Here is a 14,880-nt window from a genome sequence, read left to right on the forward strand (position 1 = left end):
TCGCGCCCGCACACTTCACACGGACCTGACCCACCTGGTCCACTGAACGGGTGTCGACGGAGACGAGCGGATCGAGCACGGAGGGTGACCTCGGGCGGCGGACGCTGCGGAAGGTCGCCTGGCGGTTGATGCCCCTGCTGGGGCTGCTCTACTTCGTCAACTACCTGGACCGCGTCAACATCGGCTTCGCCGGGCCGAACGGCATGAACGCCGAGCTCGGGCTCACCGCGACGGTGTTCGGGCTCGCCTCGGGCATCTTCTTCATCGGGTACCTGCTGCTCGAGGTGCCGAGCAACCTGGCGCTGCACCGCTTCGGCGCGCGCCGGTGGATCACGCGGATCCTGGTGTCCTGGGGCATCGTCGCGACGATCATGGCGTTCACCCCGAACGCGACCGTGCTGATCATCCTGCGGTTCCTGCTCGGCGTGGCCGAGGCCGGCTTCTTCCCCGGGATCATCCTGTACCTGACCTTCTGGTTCCCGGCCGAGTACCGGGCGCGGGCGGTCGGCTGGTTCATGGTCGCGGTGCCCATCTCGACCGCGGTCGGGTCGACGGTCAGCGCCGTGATCATCTCCGCGGGCGACGGCCTGTTCGGGCTCTCGGGCTGGCGGGTGATGTTCCTGGCCGAGGGCATCCCGGCGATCCTGCTGGGCGTCGTCACCCTGTTCGCCCTCACCGACCGCCCCGACCAGGCGCGCTGGCTCGCCGAGGACGAGCGCGGCTGGCTGCGCCGGCGCCTCGACGCGGAGGCCGCCGAGGTGGAGGCGGGCGGTCACTGGCCCCTGCGCCGCGCGCTCACCGCGCCGCGGATCCTCGCGCTCGCGTTCGTCTACTTCGGCGTCACCTACGGCCTCTACGCGCTCGGCTTCTTCCTGCCGACGATCGTGGCGGGCTTCGAGCAGCAGTACGGCACGAAGCTCGACACCATCGACAAGGGCCTGGTCACCTCGATCCCCTACGCCGTCGCGGCGATCGGGATGGTGGTCTGGAGCCGGGCGGCCGACCGTGCCGCGGCCCGTCGCGACGGCGGCTTCCTGGCCGGCGAGCGCGGACGGCGCTGGTGGCTCGCCCTCCCCATGATCCTCGGCGGGATCGCCATCCCCATCGCGCTCTACCTGCAGGACCCCTTCTCGGCGATCGCCGCGGTGACGGTCTGCGCCGTCGGCACCTGCGCGGCGCTGCCGACGTTCTGGCCGCTGCCCTCCCAGTTCCTCACCGGGGCGGCCGCGGCCGGCGGCATCGCGCTGATCAACTCGCTGGGCAACCTCTCCGGGTTCGTCGCCCCGTACGTCACCGGCGGGCTCGCCGACCTCACCGGCAGCCAGCGCGCCGGGCTCTGGGTGGTCGGGATCGTGACGGTCGTGGCCGCCGTGGTCGCGCTGTCGGTCGGTCGCCGGACGAGTCGCGTGCCCGAGAGCCAGAACACGGGCTAGTCTCTGCGATCACCCGCTCGAGGGCGACGGGACACGAACGCGGCAACCTCGAGGGGGGAACCTGTGCCCGGACCTGACCGCACCGCCTGGTTGCGGCGCAAGCCGGTGACCGCGATGGCCGCCGAGACCGGCGCCGACGCCGGGCGCGAGGGCGGCGACCTCAAGAGGTCGATGGGCCTCGGCCAGCTCGCGGCCATCGGCATCGGCTCCACGGTCGGCACCGGCATCTTCTTCGTGCTCTCCGAGGCCACCCCGGAGGCCGGGCCCGCGGTGGTCCTGTCCTTCGTCATCGCGGCGATCACCGCGGGCCTCACCGCGCTCTGCTACGCCGAGCTGGCCTCCGCGGTGCCGGTGTCGGGCTCGTCGTACTCCTACGCCTACGCCACCCTCGGCGAGGCGGCGGCGATGGCCGTGGCCGCCTGCTTGATCCTCGAGTACCTCGTGTCGTCGGCCGCGGTGGCGGTGGGCTGGTCGGAGTACCTCAACGCCCTGCTCGAGGCCACGATCGGTGTCCGGTTCCCCGACGCGCTGTCCGGCGCGCCGGGCGCGGGCGGCGTGTTCAACCTGCCGGCCGTGATCCTCGTGGTGCTCTGCACGCTGCTGCTCATCCGCGGGGTCAGCGAGTCGGCCCGGGTCAACGCCGTCATGGTCGTCATCAAGCTCGGCGTGCTGCTGCTGTTCGTGGGCATCGCGTTCACGGCGTTCACCGTCGACAACTTCGCGGAGTTCACCCCGCTCGGCTTCAGCGGCGTGGGCGCGGCGGCGGGGACGGTGTTCTTCTCGTTCATCGGCCTCGACGCGGTGTCGACGGCCGGCGAGGAGGTCCGCGACCCGCGGCGCACGCTCCCGCGGGCCCTCATGCTCGCGCTGGTCACCGTCACCGCGATCTACCTGCTCGTCGCCGTGTCCGCGGTCGGCGCCCAGCCCTGGAACGAGTTCGAGGGCCAGGAGGCCGGGCTCGCCGCGATCATGGGCGAGGTCACCGGGTCCGCGTGGCCGGGCATCGTCGTCGCCGCCGGCGCCGTCATCTCGATCTTCAGCGTCACGCTGGTGACGATGTACGCGCAGTCGCGCATCCTGTTCTCGATGAGCCGCGACGGGATGCTCCCGCCCCTGCTCTCGCGCGTGAACCCGCGCACCCTGACCCCGGTGCCGACGACGATCATCGTCGGCGTGGCCGTGGCGATCCTCGCGGGCCTGATCCCGCTCGACGTGCTCGCCGACCTGGTCAGCGTGGGCACGCTGGTGGCGTTCTCGGTGGTCTCGATCGGCGTCATGGTCCTGCGCCGCACCGCGCCCGACCTGCCGCGTGGATTCAAGGTGCCGGGCTACCCGGTGACGCCGATCCTCTCGATCGCCGCCTGCATCTACCTCATCTCCGGGCTGCAGTGGATCACGCTGATCGTGTTCGTGCTCTGGCTGGGCGTCGCGCTCGTGTTCTGGGCGTTCTACGGCGCACGCCACTCGCGTCTGCGCGCGTCGACGGAGGAGACATCCGAGGAGGAGTCGTCGTGACCGTGCTGGTCGGCCGCGTCCCCGGGAGCGACACCGGCGCCGGGGCCCTCGTGCTCGGCACCCGCCTGGCCCGCGCGCTCGGGGGCCCGGTCGTCGTGTGCACGGTGACCTCGCCCGGTGACCCGGCCGCGCCGGAACCCGCGCCCGCCGTGGACGGCGTCGAGGTCGAGACGACCGTCGTCGAGGACCGCTCGGTCCCCGGCGGCCTCGCCCGCGCGGCGCACGCCCACCAGGCGGGCGTGATCGTGCTCGGGGACGCGCCGCCCGGGCCGGGCTCGGTCGGCGCGCGCCTCGCCCGCTCCGCGGACGTCCCGGTGGCGCTGGTCGGCGACGACGCCGTCCACGACGGCCCGGTCACGCGCGTGACCTGCGCGTGGGGCGGCGGCCGCCACGCCTCCCGGGTCCTCGCCACGGCCGTCGACCTCTCCCGGCGCACCGGGGCGTCGCTGCGCGTCGCATCGTTCGGCCCCCAGCGCGGGCCGACCGTGCCGCCGGAGGCGGGCCTGCACGCCGAGGAGGTCGTCGTCGAGCAGTGGCGCGAGCAGATGGTCGCCGCCCAGCGCACAGCGCTCACCGAGCTCGGGGTCACCGACGCCGAGACCCTCGCGGTCGCCGGGGCGAGCGTCGAGGAAGCGGTGGAGAGCATCGGCTGGGACGACGGCGAGATCCTCGTCGTCGGCGCCAACGCGGCCGGCACCGCCACCCGCGTCCTGCTCGGCGACCCCGGCGGCGCCATCGTCCGCGGCGCGCCCGTGCCCGTCGTCCTCACGCCGGGCACGACGACCCTGGCCTAGGCGCCCGCCCGCCGGTCCCGCGGCGTCACCCCGAAGGCGTCCTTGAACCGGCGGCTGAAGTGCGCGGCGTCGCGGAAGCCGCACTCGTGCGCCACGGTCGCGATCGCCTTGTGCCGCGCGCCGGGCCGGCCGAGCTCGTCGTGGGCCGCCTCGAGGCGCCGCATGATGATCGTCTGCTCGAGGCTGCCACCGGTGCGGGCGAACAGCTCGAACAGCCGGCGGCGGGAGATGTTGTGGACCGCGGCGATCTCGTCGGCACCCAGGTCGGGGTCGCGCAGCCGCTGCCGGAGGTACTCGTGGATCTGCGCGAGCAGCGTCTCGTGGTGGACGGGCCGGGCGACCCGGTCGCCGTGGGTCGAGGCGATGAGTGCGCGGACGAGGTCGATGCTCGCCGCGCCGACCGCAGCGGCCTGCTCGCCGGCCTCGAGGCGGTCGGCCGCGTCGAAGAGGTCGACGACGTGGCGACCGACGAGGCCCGCGAGCGGGCTCGCGTCGAGGCGGGGTGCCGCGTCGCGGATGACCTCCGTCGGCAGGCCGAGCGCGTCGAGGGGCACCTGGAGCGCCCGCGACGCCCCCGACGTCGCCCACGAGAACGCGAACGGCGCCGTGAGGTCGACCAGCATCAGCCGGCCCGGGGCGACCGTCTGCTGGTGACCGAACTGCTCGTGACGGGCGGTGCTGCGCTCCTGCACGGCCAGCGCGACGATCGGCGCCTCGTCGCGGCGGGCGCGGCGCCGGTCGCGGGACATCGCCATTCCCGAGGACTCGCTGCGGAACAGCGGGAGGCGGCCGAGCTGCCAGAGGTCCATGCGCGCGTGGAGGTCGGCGTGCGGAGCGAGGGTGACGGTGGCCGCGCTCGTCTCGGCCATCAGGGTCGTCACGAGCTCGACGCGCTCGGACGCGGAGGCGTCCCGGGAGTCGAGCACCAGCATGGTGACTCAGCGTAGAGACGGCGGAGCGCGATACCAAGGCTGCGACCGCATCCTGCGGCAAGAACCGCGCACTCTCGGGCAACTCCGCCGTCCCGTGTCTACCTACGGTGATCGCACTGTAGGCCGATCGAGGAGTCCCGGGATGACCCACGCCCACCGCACGCCCGACACCATCGTCCTCGTCCACGGCTTCTGGGTGACCCCGCGCTCCTGGGAGCAGTGGGTCGCCCACTACGAGGCGCAGGGGTACCGGGTGATCGCCCCGTCCTACCCGGGGTTCGAGGTCGAGGTCGAGTCCCTCAACGCCGACCCCTCCCCCGTCGAGGCCCTCACGATCCCGGCGATCGTCGAGCACCTCGAGGAGATCCTGCGCGGGCTGTCGTCCCCGCCGATCATCATCGGTCACTCGGCGGGCGGCGCGTTCACCCAGATCCTGCTCGACCACGGCTTCGGCGCCGCCGGCGTCGCGCTGAACTCGGCACCGACCGAGGGCGTGCCGGTGATCCCGCTGTCGCAGGTCAAGGCCACGTTCCCGGTGCTGAAGAACCCGGCCAACCGGCACCGGGCGGTGCGCTACGACTTCGAGCACTGGAACTACGCGTTCACCAACACCTTCCCCGAGGACCAGGCCCGCGCCCTCTACGAGCGCTACGCCATCCCGGTGTCGGGCAGCATCCTGTTCGAGAGCGCGCTGGCGAACCTCACGCCCGGCCACCAGGGGACGTGGGTGAACTACGAGAACGAGGGCCGCGCGCCGCTGCTGTTCGTCGGCGGCAGCTGCGACAACATCATGCCGCCGAAGGTGCAGTGGTCGAACGCGGCGCACTACAGGGCCGAGAAGACGATCACCGAGGTCGTCGAGTTCGGCAGCAAGCCCCACCTCCTGCCCGCCGCGCCGGGGTGGGAGGAGATCGCCGACTACGTGCTGGCCTGGGCGCTGCGCCACGCCACGACTCCCCCGCCGATCGTGCCCGCGCCGGAGGCACCCACAGAGGCGATCACGGTCTGAGGATCGGGCGTCAACTCCGGTTGACACCGCTCGACACGTCAACCTAGATTGACACGCATGGCTGATGCGACGGCGGTGGCGGCGGCGGCGTCCTCGCGGGACCCGGCGACGGGGCTCGCGGCGGTGTCGTCGTTGCGGACGCTCCTCGAGTCGCTCGAGGAGCTGCAGGTGCGCAACGCGCGCGACCAGGGGTGGTCCTGGCAGCAGATCGCCGACGGGTTGTCGGTCAGCCGGCAGGCGGTGCACAAGAAGTACCGCCGTCACATCCTCTGAAGGGGGACCGACGTGTTCGAACGATTCACCGAACCGGCCCGTCGGGTCGTGGTGCTGGCCCAGGAGGACGCCCGCGAGCGGGGCGACCGGACCATCGGCAGCGAGCACCTGCTGCTCGGTCTCTGCCGGGCGAGCGACACCCGCGGCGCGGCCCTGCTCGCGGCGCGGGGCGTCACGGTCACCACCGTGGAAGAGGACCTCCGGCGATCGGCGCCGCCCGAGGGCCCCCCGCTGCCGGACCGCGACGCGCTCGCGAGCGTCGGCATCGACCTCGACGAGGTCCGCGACCGCATCGAGGAGGCGTTCGGGCCGGGCGCGCTCGAGAGCACCCGGGCAGCGGGGCGCGACCGGCGGCGACTGTGGGGGCACATCCCGTTCGAGCGCGGCGCGAAGAAGGTCCTCGAGCTCGCGCTGCGCGAGGCCATCCGGCGCGGCGACCGGTCGATCGGCTCCGAGCACATCCTGCTGGGCCTGCTCCACGAGGAGACGGGCCGGTCCTCGGGTCTCCTGCACGCCCGCGGCCTCACGCTGCGCGGCATCCGGGCGGCACTCGACGTGTGGCCTTCGGCCATGTGAGCAGAAATCAGTGCTCCAGCACTGATTTCTGCTCACGTGCGCGCAGCGCACCTCAGGAGTCGGCGAGCTCCTCGAGCGGGGGGCAGGAGCAGACGAGGTGGCGGTCGCCGTGGGCCGCGTCGATGCGACGCACCGGCGGCCAGATCTTCGCCGGGCGGCCGGCGGCCGGGAACGCGGCCTCCTCGCGGCTGTAGGTGTGGTCCCACTCCCCCACCAGCACCGACCGGGCCGTGAACGGCGCGTGCACCAGCGGGTTGTCGTCGGCCGGCCACTCCCCCGACTCGACGCGGGCCACCTCGGCGCGGATCGCGATCATCGCGTCGCAGAAGCGGTCGATCTCGTCGAGGTCCTCCGACTCGGTCGGCTCGACCATCAGCGTCCCCGCCACCGGGAACGACATCGTCGGGGCGTGGAAGCCGTAGTCGGCCAGGCGCTTGGCGACGTCGTCGACCGTGATCCCCGAGGCCTTGGTCATCGGGCGCAGGTCGAGGATGCACTCGTGGGCGACGAAGTCGTCCGGGCCGGTGTAGAGCGTCGGGAAGTGGTCCTGCAGTCGGGTCGCGACGTAGTTGGCGGCGGCGACCGCGGTCAGCGTCGCGCGGCGCAGCCCGTCGACACCCATGAGCCGCACGTAGGCCCAGGAGATCGGCAGGATCGACGCCGAGCCCCACGGCGCCCCGGCCACCGGGCCGACCCCGGTCGCCGGGCCGGCCGACGGCTGCGCCGGGTGGTTCGGCAGGAACGGGGCGAGGTGCTCGGCCACGCCCACCGGACCGACGCCGGGGCCGCCGCCGCCGTGCGGGATGCAGAAGGTCTTGTGCAGGTTCAGGTGGCTCACGTCGGCGCCGAAGCGGCCGGGCCGGGCGAGCCCGACCAGCGCGTTGAGGTTGGCGCCGTCGACGTAGACCTGCCCGCCGGCGTCGTGCACGGCCGCGCAGACCTTGCGCACGTGCGGCTCGTACACGCCGTGCGTCGACGGGTAGGTGATCATGATGGCGGCGAGCGCGTCGCCGGCCTCCGCGATCACCTCGTCCAGGTGCTCGCGGTCGACGTCGCCGCGGTCGGTGGTCTTCACGACCTTCACCCGCATGCCCGCCGAGATCGCGGAGGCAGCGTTGGTGCCGTGGGCCGAGGACGGGATGACGCAGACGTCGCGCTGCACGTCACCGCGGCTGCGGTGGTAGGCGCGGATCGCGAGCAGCCCCGCGAGCTCCCCCTGCGAGCCGGCGTTCGGCTGCAGCGACACCGCGTGGTAGCCGGTGAGGTGGACCAGCCAGTCCTCGAGGTCGTGGATCACCCGCAGCATCCCCGGCGCGTCGGACTCCGGCGCGAACGGGTGCAGCTCCGCGAAGCCGGGGTAGGTGATCGGCTCCATCTCGGCGGTCGCGTTGAGCTTCATCGTGCAGGAGCCCAGCGGGATCATGCTGCGGTCCAGCGCGACGTCCTTGTCGGAGAGCTCGCGCAGGTAGCGCAGGAGCGCCGTCTCGCTGCGGTGGCGGTGGAACACCGGGTGGGTGAGGTAGCTCGACGTGCGCACCAGCGACGAGGGAACGGCGTCGCCGGTGGCGGCGTCGAGGTCCTCGACGTCCATCTCGCCGGCGCCGAACGCGCGCCACAGCGCGCGCAGGTGCTCGCGGGTGGTGCGCTCGGAGCAGGAAAGGCCGACATGGTCGGCGTCGACCTCGCGCACGAGGATGCCCTCGTCCCGGCACGCCGCCGCGGCCGCCGCCGCGCCACCGGGCACCCGCACGAGGACGGTGTCGAAGAACTCGCGGTGCACGACCTCCACGCCGCCCTTGACCAGGCCGGCGGCGAGCACGGCGGCCATGCGGTGGGTGCGGCGCGCGATGGTCCGCAGCCCCGAGGCGCCGTGGTGCACCCCGTACATCGACGCGATCACCGCCAGCAGGACCTGCGCGGTACAGATGTTGCTCGTCGCCTTGTCGCGGCGAATGTGCTGCTCGCGGGTCTGCAGGGCCAGCCGGTGGGCCGGGTCGCCGTCGGCGTCCACCGAGGTGCCGACGAGACGGCCGGGCAGCTGGCGGGCCAGCCCCTGACGGACGGCGAGGAAGCCGGCGTGCGGTCCGCCGAAGCCGAGCGGGACCCCGAAGCGCTGCGTGGAGCCGACCGCGACGTCCGCGCCGACCTCGCCGGGCGGGGTGACCATCGCGGCGGCGAGCAGGTCGCAGGCCGCGACGACGGCGGCCCCGCGCGCGTGGGCGGCCTCGACGACCGCGCGGTGGTCGCGCAGGGCGCCGGACGCGCCGGGCGCCGCGAGCAGCAGGCCGAAGAAGTCGTCGGTGGGGAGCTCGGCGGTGACGTCGACGGTCTGCAGCGCGATCCCCAGCGACTCGGCGCGCGTGTGCAGCACGGCGATCGTCTGGGGCAGGGTGTCGGCGTCCACGAGGAACGTCGACGACCTGGTCTTGTCGGCCCGGCGCAGCAGGAGCATCGCCTCGGCGGCCGCGGTGGACTCGTCGAGCATCGACGCGCCGGCCACGTCGAGGCCGGTGAGGTCGCAGACCATCGTCTGGAAGTTCAGCAGCGCCTCGAGCCGGCCCTGGGAGATCTCGGGCTGGTAGGGCGTGTAGGCGGTGTACCAGGCCGGGTCCTCGAGGACGTTGCGGCGGATCACCGGCGGGGTGATGGTGCCGTGGTACCCGAGCCCGAGCATCGGCTCGAGCACCGTGTTCTGCGCGGCGAGCCCGCGCAGCTCGTCGAGCACCTGCGCCTCGGTGGCCGGCGGGGGCGGCGCCGCGCCCGTGGGGTCGTCGGACCAGTCGGCCGGGTCCGTGCGGATCGACGTGGGCATCGCCCGGTCGGCGAGCTCCTCGAGCGAGCCGACCCCCACCGTCTCGAGCATGCGGGCGAGGCCCCGCGCGTCGGGTCCGATGTGACGGTCGGCAAAGGGGACGCCGTGCTCGAGCGCGGCGAGCGGAGCGTTCTCCCAGGACGAGGATGCGGGACCGTGCGATGCGTTCATGACGCCTCCGGAGCAGGGCGAACAGGGGCCTCGCGCTCACGGACGTCGCCGTCCCCGAACGCGGCCTCCCCCTCTGCCGCTGCCCGCTACGGTGCGGGCGCCTGAGAGCTTCGCCGGTGGGGTGGGCTCACCCTCGGCTTGCACCATCGGCGGGTGGACGATCCCGGCGCGAGCCCGACCGCTCACCTCTTTCCAGAGGTCGTCTCCTCCGCGCGGTCAGGGTGCCTGAGAGGTTCCGGGGAGGAGTTGCTCCTTCGGCGCCTGCAGCCAGAGGCTTCTGTGTGCAGGTCTCTCCCGCGCGGTGTCCAAGTACGACGCGCAGAGGGTAGCGCAGACGGGGCCGGCAGCCCACGGTCCGCGTGGGCCGCGTCACCCGGCGGAGCGGGCCCCGCGGTTGCGGCGCGAGGCGAGCTCGTCCTCCGGTGCGTGGTCGACCGCCGCGGCGTCGGCGCGCTCGGCCGGGAACCGCGAGATGGTGCCGTGGATCTCGCGCATCGCCCCGCCGACGGCGATGCCGAACACGCCCTGGCCGCCCTGGAGCAGGTCGACGACCTCCTCCGGCGACGTGCACTCGTACACGGTGACGCCGTCGGAGAAGAGCGTGATGCGGGCGAGGTCGCGCACGCCGTGGCGGCGCAGCTGCTCGACCGCGACGCGGATGTTGTTCAACGAGACGCCGGTGTCGAGGAGGTTCTTGACCACCTTGAGCACCGCGAGGTCCTTGAAGGAGTACAGCCGCTGCGAGCCCGACCCGGTCGCGGTGCGGATGCTCGGCACGACGAGCTTCGTGCGCGCCCAGTAGTCGAGCTGGCGGTAGGTGATGCCGACGATCTGGCACGCGGCCGGCCCGCGGTAGCCGACGACCTCGCCGCCCGGCTCGCCGTCCGAGAAGAGCTCGTCGGCGAACAGCAGACCCTGTTCACCCTCGGGGCCGAGGGGCTCGAGCTCGGGGCCGGCGGGACCGCCGTCCTGACCACCGCTCACCGATGTGCCTCCCTCGTGCCGTTGTGACGCCGACGGTACGAGCGGCGGAGACGGGGGTCAACGCGACGCGCGGCGACTCTCGACCTCGAGTTGAGGGTGAGATTAGCTGGCCGGGTGGCCAGGTCTCCCACCACCCCGGTCAGCCGCGGCGGCTGACGGCTGACGCCACGCGACGCAGGAGCGTGGGGGCAGCGCTCAGCCTTGCCGCGACACTACGTATCCGCCCCACGGAAGTCCTCCGGCGAGACCGAGTCGAGGAACTCGCGGAACTTCTCGACCTCGTCCTCCTGCTCGTCGGGGATGACGAGCCCGGCCTCGGAGAGGACGCCTTCCTCGGCGTGGATCGGCACCCCGACACGCAGAGCGAGGGCCACGGAGTCGCTGGGGCGGGCCGACACGCGGATGTCGCCGTCGAAGACGAGCTCCGCGTAGAAGGTGCCCTCCTGCAGGTCGATGATCCGGACCTGCTCGAGGCGCCGGTCGAGCGCGCCGAGGACGTCCTTGAGGAGATCGTGGGTGAGCGGACGGGCCGGCTTGACGCCCTGCTGCTCGAGGGCGATCGCGGTGGCCTCGACCGACCCGATCCAGATGGGGAGGTAACGGTCGCCCTCGGTCTCGCGCAGCAGGAGGATCGGCTGATTCGCGGGGAGCTCGACCCGAACCCCCACGACACGCATCTCGCTCATGCGACTCGCCCTCCTCGAATGGATCGAGCCCTGTCGAGCTTCTGGCTCCATCTCTCCGACCACCGGTCGACGAACCGTGACGCTACACGCTCGGGCACCCCTGCGCGCGCGTCCGAGGATGCGCCTCAGGTCGCGTCGCCCAGCGGATCTGCGCACCCATGACGGCCGTGTGACGCCCCCGTCACACGGCCCTCAGGGCGACTCGGCGGGAGACCTCAGCGGCGCAGGCCGTGGCGCAGCCCGGACCCCACGAGCAGGGCGTGCAGGCGCCCGGACAGCGCCGCGAGCTCGGAGGAGAGCTCCTCGGCGCGGCGGGTGGCCTCGGGCCCGCGGCTGCGCGCGACGGGCGTCACGAGCTGCGTCAGCAGGCCCACCTCGCGGTCCGCGCTGGCGCGCGCGGAGCGCAGCAGCCGCGGCTCGACCCCGAGCCGCGCGAGCGCGGCGGCGGTGCGCGCGACGAGGACGTCCTCGGGCTCGTACCGCCCGTCGGCGTCGGCGCGCAGGATGCCGTGGTGCTCCAGGCCGTCGAGCAGCGCCGCGTCGACGCCGTCCTCGGCGAGCAGGACGTCACGGCCGACCGTGTCGCCCCGCCCCACCGCGGGCAGGCCGTCCGGGTCCTCGTCGGGCTCCGCACGGTCGGCCACCGAGGCGAGACTGCGCACCCGTGCGGTGACCCCGCCGCCGGTACCGAGCGAGCCGTTCGACCCACCCGGTCCCCCGGGGCCACCCGGACCAGGCGGGCCACCCGGACCGCCGGACTCCGCGGCGGGCCCGCCGGCGAGCGCCATGTCGGCGCCGGCCGGGGTGTCGCCGGGCAGCGAGGGGCCGCCGGGGACGGGGTTGCGGTCGAACTCCTCGAGCCGCGAGCGGATGACCTTGAGCGGGAGGTAGTGGTCGCGCTGTGCCGACAGGACGAACCGCAGGCGCACGACGTCGTCGTGCGAGAACTGCCGGTAGCCCGCCGGCGTGCGGGCGGGCCGGATCAGGCCCTCGGACTCGAGGAACCGGATCTTGGAGATCGTGATCTCCGGGAACTCGGCCCGCAGCGCGTCCAGGACCGAGCCGATCGAGAGGGGGGCACCCCCAGGCTCGGGCAGCCCGGCGGCGGTCACTCCAGCCCCGCCCCCGCCCCGGCCGAGCCGCCCTCGCGGGGGCCGGTGAGGAAGACGAGCCGGAACTTGCCGATCTGCACCTCGTCGCCGTTGGCGAGCACGGCGGTGTCCACCGGCTCGCGATTCACGTAGGTGCCGTTCAGGCTGCCGACGTCCACGACGACGAACTCGGCCCCGTCACGGCGGAACTCCGCGTGCCGGCGGGAGACGGTGACGTCGTCGAGGAAGATGTCGCTGTCGGGGTGGCGTCCGGCGCTCGTGGTGTCGCGGTCGAGCAGGAACCGGGAACCCGCGTTGGGCCCGCGCTTGACCACCAGCAGGGCCGAGCCCGCCGGCAGCGAGTCGACACCGGACACCGAGGTGCCGCGCGACTCGCTCTCGGGCTCGGCCAGGAAGTCGGCCCGGAAGACCGACGTCGTCTCGCCCTGACGCTCGGGGGGGACCGGGGGACCGCCTGTGCTCACCGTGCTCCTCCGTCGTGTCGTGCTCGTCCAGGTCGTCCCGCCCGTCCCGCCGGACCGTCCGCGACGCTCTCCGGGGAGGGCGGCGGTGCGGGCTCGGTGACGGATCGTCGCGAGGTGGCCGTCACGGTACCGGTCCCCGTCACGGGGTCGAGGCCCTCCCCACCCACCGTGAGCGCACACCCGCGTGCCGTGGCGGAGCGTAGGGACGGCCGCCCCCACGATCGTGCCTCCCGGCACCCGGTGCGGGAGCTCAGGAACCGTCGAGGACGGCCTGGTAGCCCTCCGCGTCGAGCAGCTCGTCCACGGCCCGCCCGTCGGGGATCCGCAGCTCCATCATCCAGCCGGAGCCGTACGGGTCGGAGTTGATGAGCTCGGGCGTCTCCGAGAGCGCGTCGTTGACGGCGGTCACCTCGCCGTCGAGCGGCGCGTAGATCTCCGAGACCGACTTCGTCGACTCCACCTCGGCCACGGACTCCCCGGAGGAGAGCGACGCGCCGACGGTCGGCAGCTGAACGAACACCACGTCGCCCAGCTGGTCCTGGGCGTAGTCCGTGATGCCGATCCGCACGACCGAGGAGTCACCCTCGGTCGCAGTGATCCACTCGTGCTCGGCGGTGTAGCGCAGGCCCTCGGGGACCACCGGCGACTCCTCACGTCGTTACTGCTCGGTTCGGTTCGGGCCGCGGCAGGCTAGAGGGCCCGGGTCACCAGGGCCAACCGCGCCGGGGCGCGCGTCACGATCCGTCGGGGAGCTTCGCGGGTTCGGTCCGCACCAACTGGACGACGTAGAGGGTGCCCGACCACAGGTGCAGCGCGATGCCCCACGTCGTGAACGCGTAGGCGAACGGGCGGGCCAGGTCCGCGCCCGCCCAGTCCATCTGGGCGAGCAGGAGCAGCGGGAACGCGTAGAGCAGGTTCAGCGTCGCCGCCTTGCCGAGGTAGAGCACCGGGAACGCGAGGTAGCCCTTACGCCGCAGCAGCGGGAGAGCGAGCGAGACGACGAGATCGCGCCCGATGATCAGCGCGAGCACCCACCACGGGACGATGCCGCGGATGAGGAACGCCACCAGCGTCGCCACGGTGTAGAGCCGGTCGGCGAGCGGGTCGAGCATCTCGCCGAGCCGGCTGTACTGGTCGAGCGCGCGGGCCAGGCGGCCGTCGAGCCAGTCGGTGATCCCGCTCGCGACGAGCACGACGAGGGCCCAGCCGTCGGCCTGCGGCACCAGCAGGAGCCACAGGAACAGCGGCACGCCCGCCAGGCGGACGACACTGAGCGCGTTGGGGACGGTGAGCCAGCGCTCGTGGGCGAGCTCCCGGAGGGTCACGGGTCGGGAGTATCCCCTCGCGCGGGCCCGTTCACCGTGCGGTCCAGCCCATGTCCATCGTCACCGGCGAGCCACTGAACGCCCCGCCCGCCGGGGTCTGCAGGAACGCCACGACGTCGGCGACCTCGGAGGGCTCGATGAGCCGCTTGAGCGCGTGCGGTGTGAGGATCACCTCCTCGAGCACCCGGTCCTCGCTGATGCCGTGGGCCTTCGCCTGGTCGGCGATCTGCTTCTCCACCAGCGGCGTGCGCACGTAGCCGGGGCAGACCGCGGTCGCGGTGATCCCGTCGGGAGCGCCCTCCAGGGCCAGGGTCTTCACGAGCCCGAGCACGCCGTGCTTCGCCGAGACGTAGCCCGCCTTGAACGGCGAGGCCGCCAGCGCGTGGGCCGAGGCGATCGCGACGAAGCGCCCGCCGTCGGGCGCGGCGCGCAGGGCCTCCCAGGCGTACTTCGCGAGCAGGAACGGGCTGGTCAGCAGGATGGCGAGCAGGGCGTCCCAGCGGTCCTCGGGGAAGTCGGCGACCGGGGAGACGTGCTGGAACCCGGCGTTGGCGACGACGAGGTCCAGGCGCCCGAAGTGCTCGAGCGCGGTGTCGACGGCGGCGCGGTTGCCCTCGCGCGTCGTGAGGTCGGCGCCGAGCGACGGGCCCGGGAGCGTTTCGTCGGCTTTCAGGTCCACGCCGAGGACCGACCACCCGTCACCGTGGAGCCGGTCGACGATCGCCCGGCCGATCCCGCTGCCCGACCCGGTCACCAGTGCTGCCCGCTGCTCGCTCATGCCCCCGACCGTAGGC

Annotated in this window: 15 protein-coding genes and 1 riboswitch; of the genes, 6 read left to right on the top strand and 9 right to left on the bottom strand. The window is 73.3% G+C overall.

Going from position 1 to position 14,880, the window contains the following annotated elements; translation table 11 throughout:
- Window positions 1-50 precede the first annotated feature (50 nt).
- The 3 genes from WCD41_RS14300 (at window position 51) to WCD41_RS14310 (ending at window position 3,742) form a co-directional block, all read left to right on the top strand.
- Window positions 51-1,433, top strand: coding sequence for an MFS transporter (locus WCD41_RS14300; protein ID WP_373695128.1), 1,383 nt, complete (start codon window positions 51-53; stop codon window positions 1,431-1,433).
- A gap of 114 nt (window positions 1,434-1,547) precedes the next feature.
- Entirely contained in the window at window positions 1,548-2,948 is a 1,401-nt protein-coding gene (locus tag WCD41_RS14305) for an APC family permease (RefSeq protein WP_337714238.1), read from the top strand.
- A complete protein-coding gene (locus WCD41_RS14310; protein ID WP_337714078.1) occupies window positions 2,945-3,742 on the top strand; it encodes a universal stress protein in 798 nt (265 codons plus the stop codon). Before WCD41_RS14305 ends, WCD41_RS14310 begins: the two co-directional genes overlap by 4 nt.
- Here WCD41_RS14310 and WCD41_RS14315 read toward each other — a convergent pair.
- Window positions 3,739-4,674 carry a helix-turn-helix domain-containing protein gene (locus WCD41_RS14315; protein ID WP_337714079.1) on the bottom strand — a complete coding sequence of 312 codons (936 nt, stop codon included), beginning with the start codon at window positions 4,672-4,674 and terminating at the stop codon, window positions 3,739-3,741. The genes WCD41_RS14310 and WCD41_RS14315 overlap by 4 nt on opposite strands.
- Before the next feature lie 142 nt (window positions 4,675-4,816).
- On the opposite strand from WCD41_RS14315, the gene WCD41_RS14320 reads away from it, so the two are divergent.
- The 3 genes from WCD41_RS14320 to WCD41_RS14335 are packed head-to-tail and all read left to right on the top strand — an operon-like array spanning window position 4,817 to window position 6,532.
- A complete protein-coding gene (locus tag WCD41_RS14320) occupies window positions 4,817-5,683 on the top strand; it encodes an alpha/beta hydrolase (protein ID WP_337714080.1) in 867 nt (288 codons plus the stop codon).
- A gap of 57 nt (window positions 5,684-5,740) precedes the next feature.
- Entirely contained in the window at window positions 5,741-5,956 is a 216-nt protein-coding gene (locus tag WCD41_RS14325; RefSeq protein WP_337714081.1) for a helix-turn-helix domain-containing protein, read from the top strand.
- Between the two features lie 12 nt (window positions 5,957-5,968).
- Window positions 5,969-6,532, top strand: a complete 564-nt coding sequence (locus tag WCD41_RS14335; RefSeq protein WP_373695129.1) for a Clp protease N-terminal domain-containing protein — start codon at window positions 5,969-5,971, stop codon at window positions 6,530-6,532.
- A 52-nt stretch (window positions 6,533-6,584) separates the two neighbouring features.
- Here the strand turns inward: WCD41_RS14335 and gcvP are convergent, their stop codons facing one another.
- From gcvP to WCD41_RS14375, 8 genes are all read right to left on the bottom strand, one after another.
- Window positions 6,585-9,515 carry an aminomethyl-transferring glycine dehydrogenase gene (gene gcvP, locus WCD41_RS14340; RefSeq protein ID WP_337714082.1) on the bottom strand — a complete coding sequence of 977 codons (2,931 nt, stop codon included), beginning with the start codon at window positions 9,513-9,515 and terminating at the stop codon, window positions 6,585-6,587.
- A gap of 203 nt (window positions 9,516-9,718) precedes the next feature.
- Window positions 9,719-9,822: riboswitch (glycine riboswitch) on the bottom strand.
- Between the two features lie 62 nt (window positions 9,823-9,884).
- Entirely contained in the window at window positions 9,885-10,427 is a 543-nt protein-coding gene (locus WCD41_RS14345; RefSeq protein ID WP_337714240.1) for a MerR family transcriptional regulator, read from the bottom strand.
- A gap of 284 nt (window positions 10,428-10,711) precedes the next feature.
- Window positions 10,712-11,185 carry a bifunctional nuclease family protein gene (locus WCD41_RS14350; protein WP_337714083.1) on the bottom strand — a complete coding sequence of 158 codons (474 nt, stop codon included), beginning with the start codon at window positions 11,183-11,185 and terminating at the stop codon, window positions 10,712-10,714.
- A 215-nt stretch (window positions 11,186-11,400) separates the two neighbouring features.
- Window positions 11,401-12,297 carry a MerR family transcriptional regulator gene (locus WCD41_RS14355; RefSeq protein ID WP_337714084.1) on the bottom strand — a complete coding sequence of 299 codons (897 nt, stop codon included), beginning with the start codon at window positions 12,295-12,297 and terminating at the stop codon, window positions 11,401-11,403.
- The gene (gene garA, locus WCD41_RS14360; protein WP_337714086.1) at window positions 12,294-12,761 is read right to left on the bottom strand and encodes a glycogen accumulation regulator GarA; all 468 of its coding nucleotides are present in this window, start codon (window positions 12,759-12,761) and stop codon (window positions 12,294-12,296) included. The genes WCD41_RS14355 and garA overlap by 4 nt, the downstream gene beginning before the upstream one ends.
- 250 nt (window positions 12,762-13,011) lie before the next feature.
- Window positions 13,012-13,401: a glycine cleavage system protein GcvH gene (gene gcvH, locus WCD41_RS14365; protein ID WP_337714087.1), complete on the bottom strand. Its 390-nt coding sequence runs from the start codon at window positions 13,399-13,401 to the stop codon at window positions 13,012-13,014.
- 94 nt (window positions 13,402-13,495) lie between these two features.
- Entirely contained in the window at window positions 13,496-14,086 is a 591-nt protein-coding gene (gene clsA, locus WCD41_RS14370) for a cardiolipin synthase ClsA (RefSeq protein ID WP_337714088.1), read from the bottom strand.
- 31 nt (window positions 14,087-14,117) lie between these two features.
- On the bottom strand, window positions 14,118-14,864 hold the full coding sequence (locus WCD41_RS14375) for an SDR family oxidoreductase (RefSeq protein WP_337714089.1): 747 nt from the start codon (window positions 14,862-14,864) through the stop codon (window positions 14,118-14,120).
- Window positions 14,865-14,880: the final 16 nt, after the last annotated feature.

Origin of the sequence: Actinomycetospora aeridis (assembly GCF_037400275.1) — a bacterium.
Lineage (GTDB): Bacteria > Actinomycetota > Actinomycetes > Mycobacteriales > Pseudonocardiaceae > Actinomycetospora > Actinomycetospora aeridis.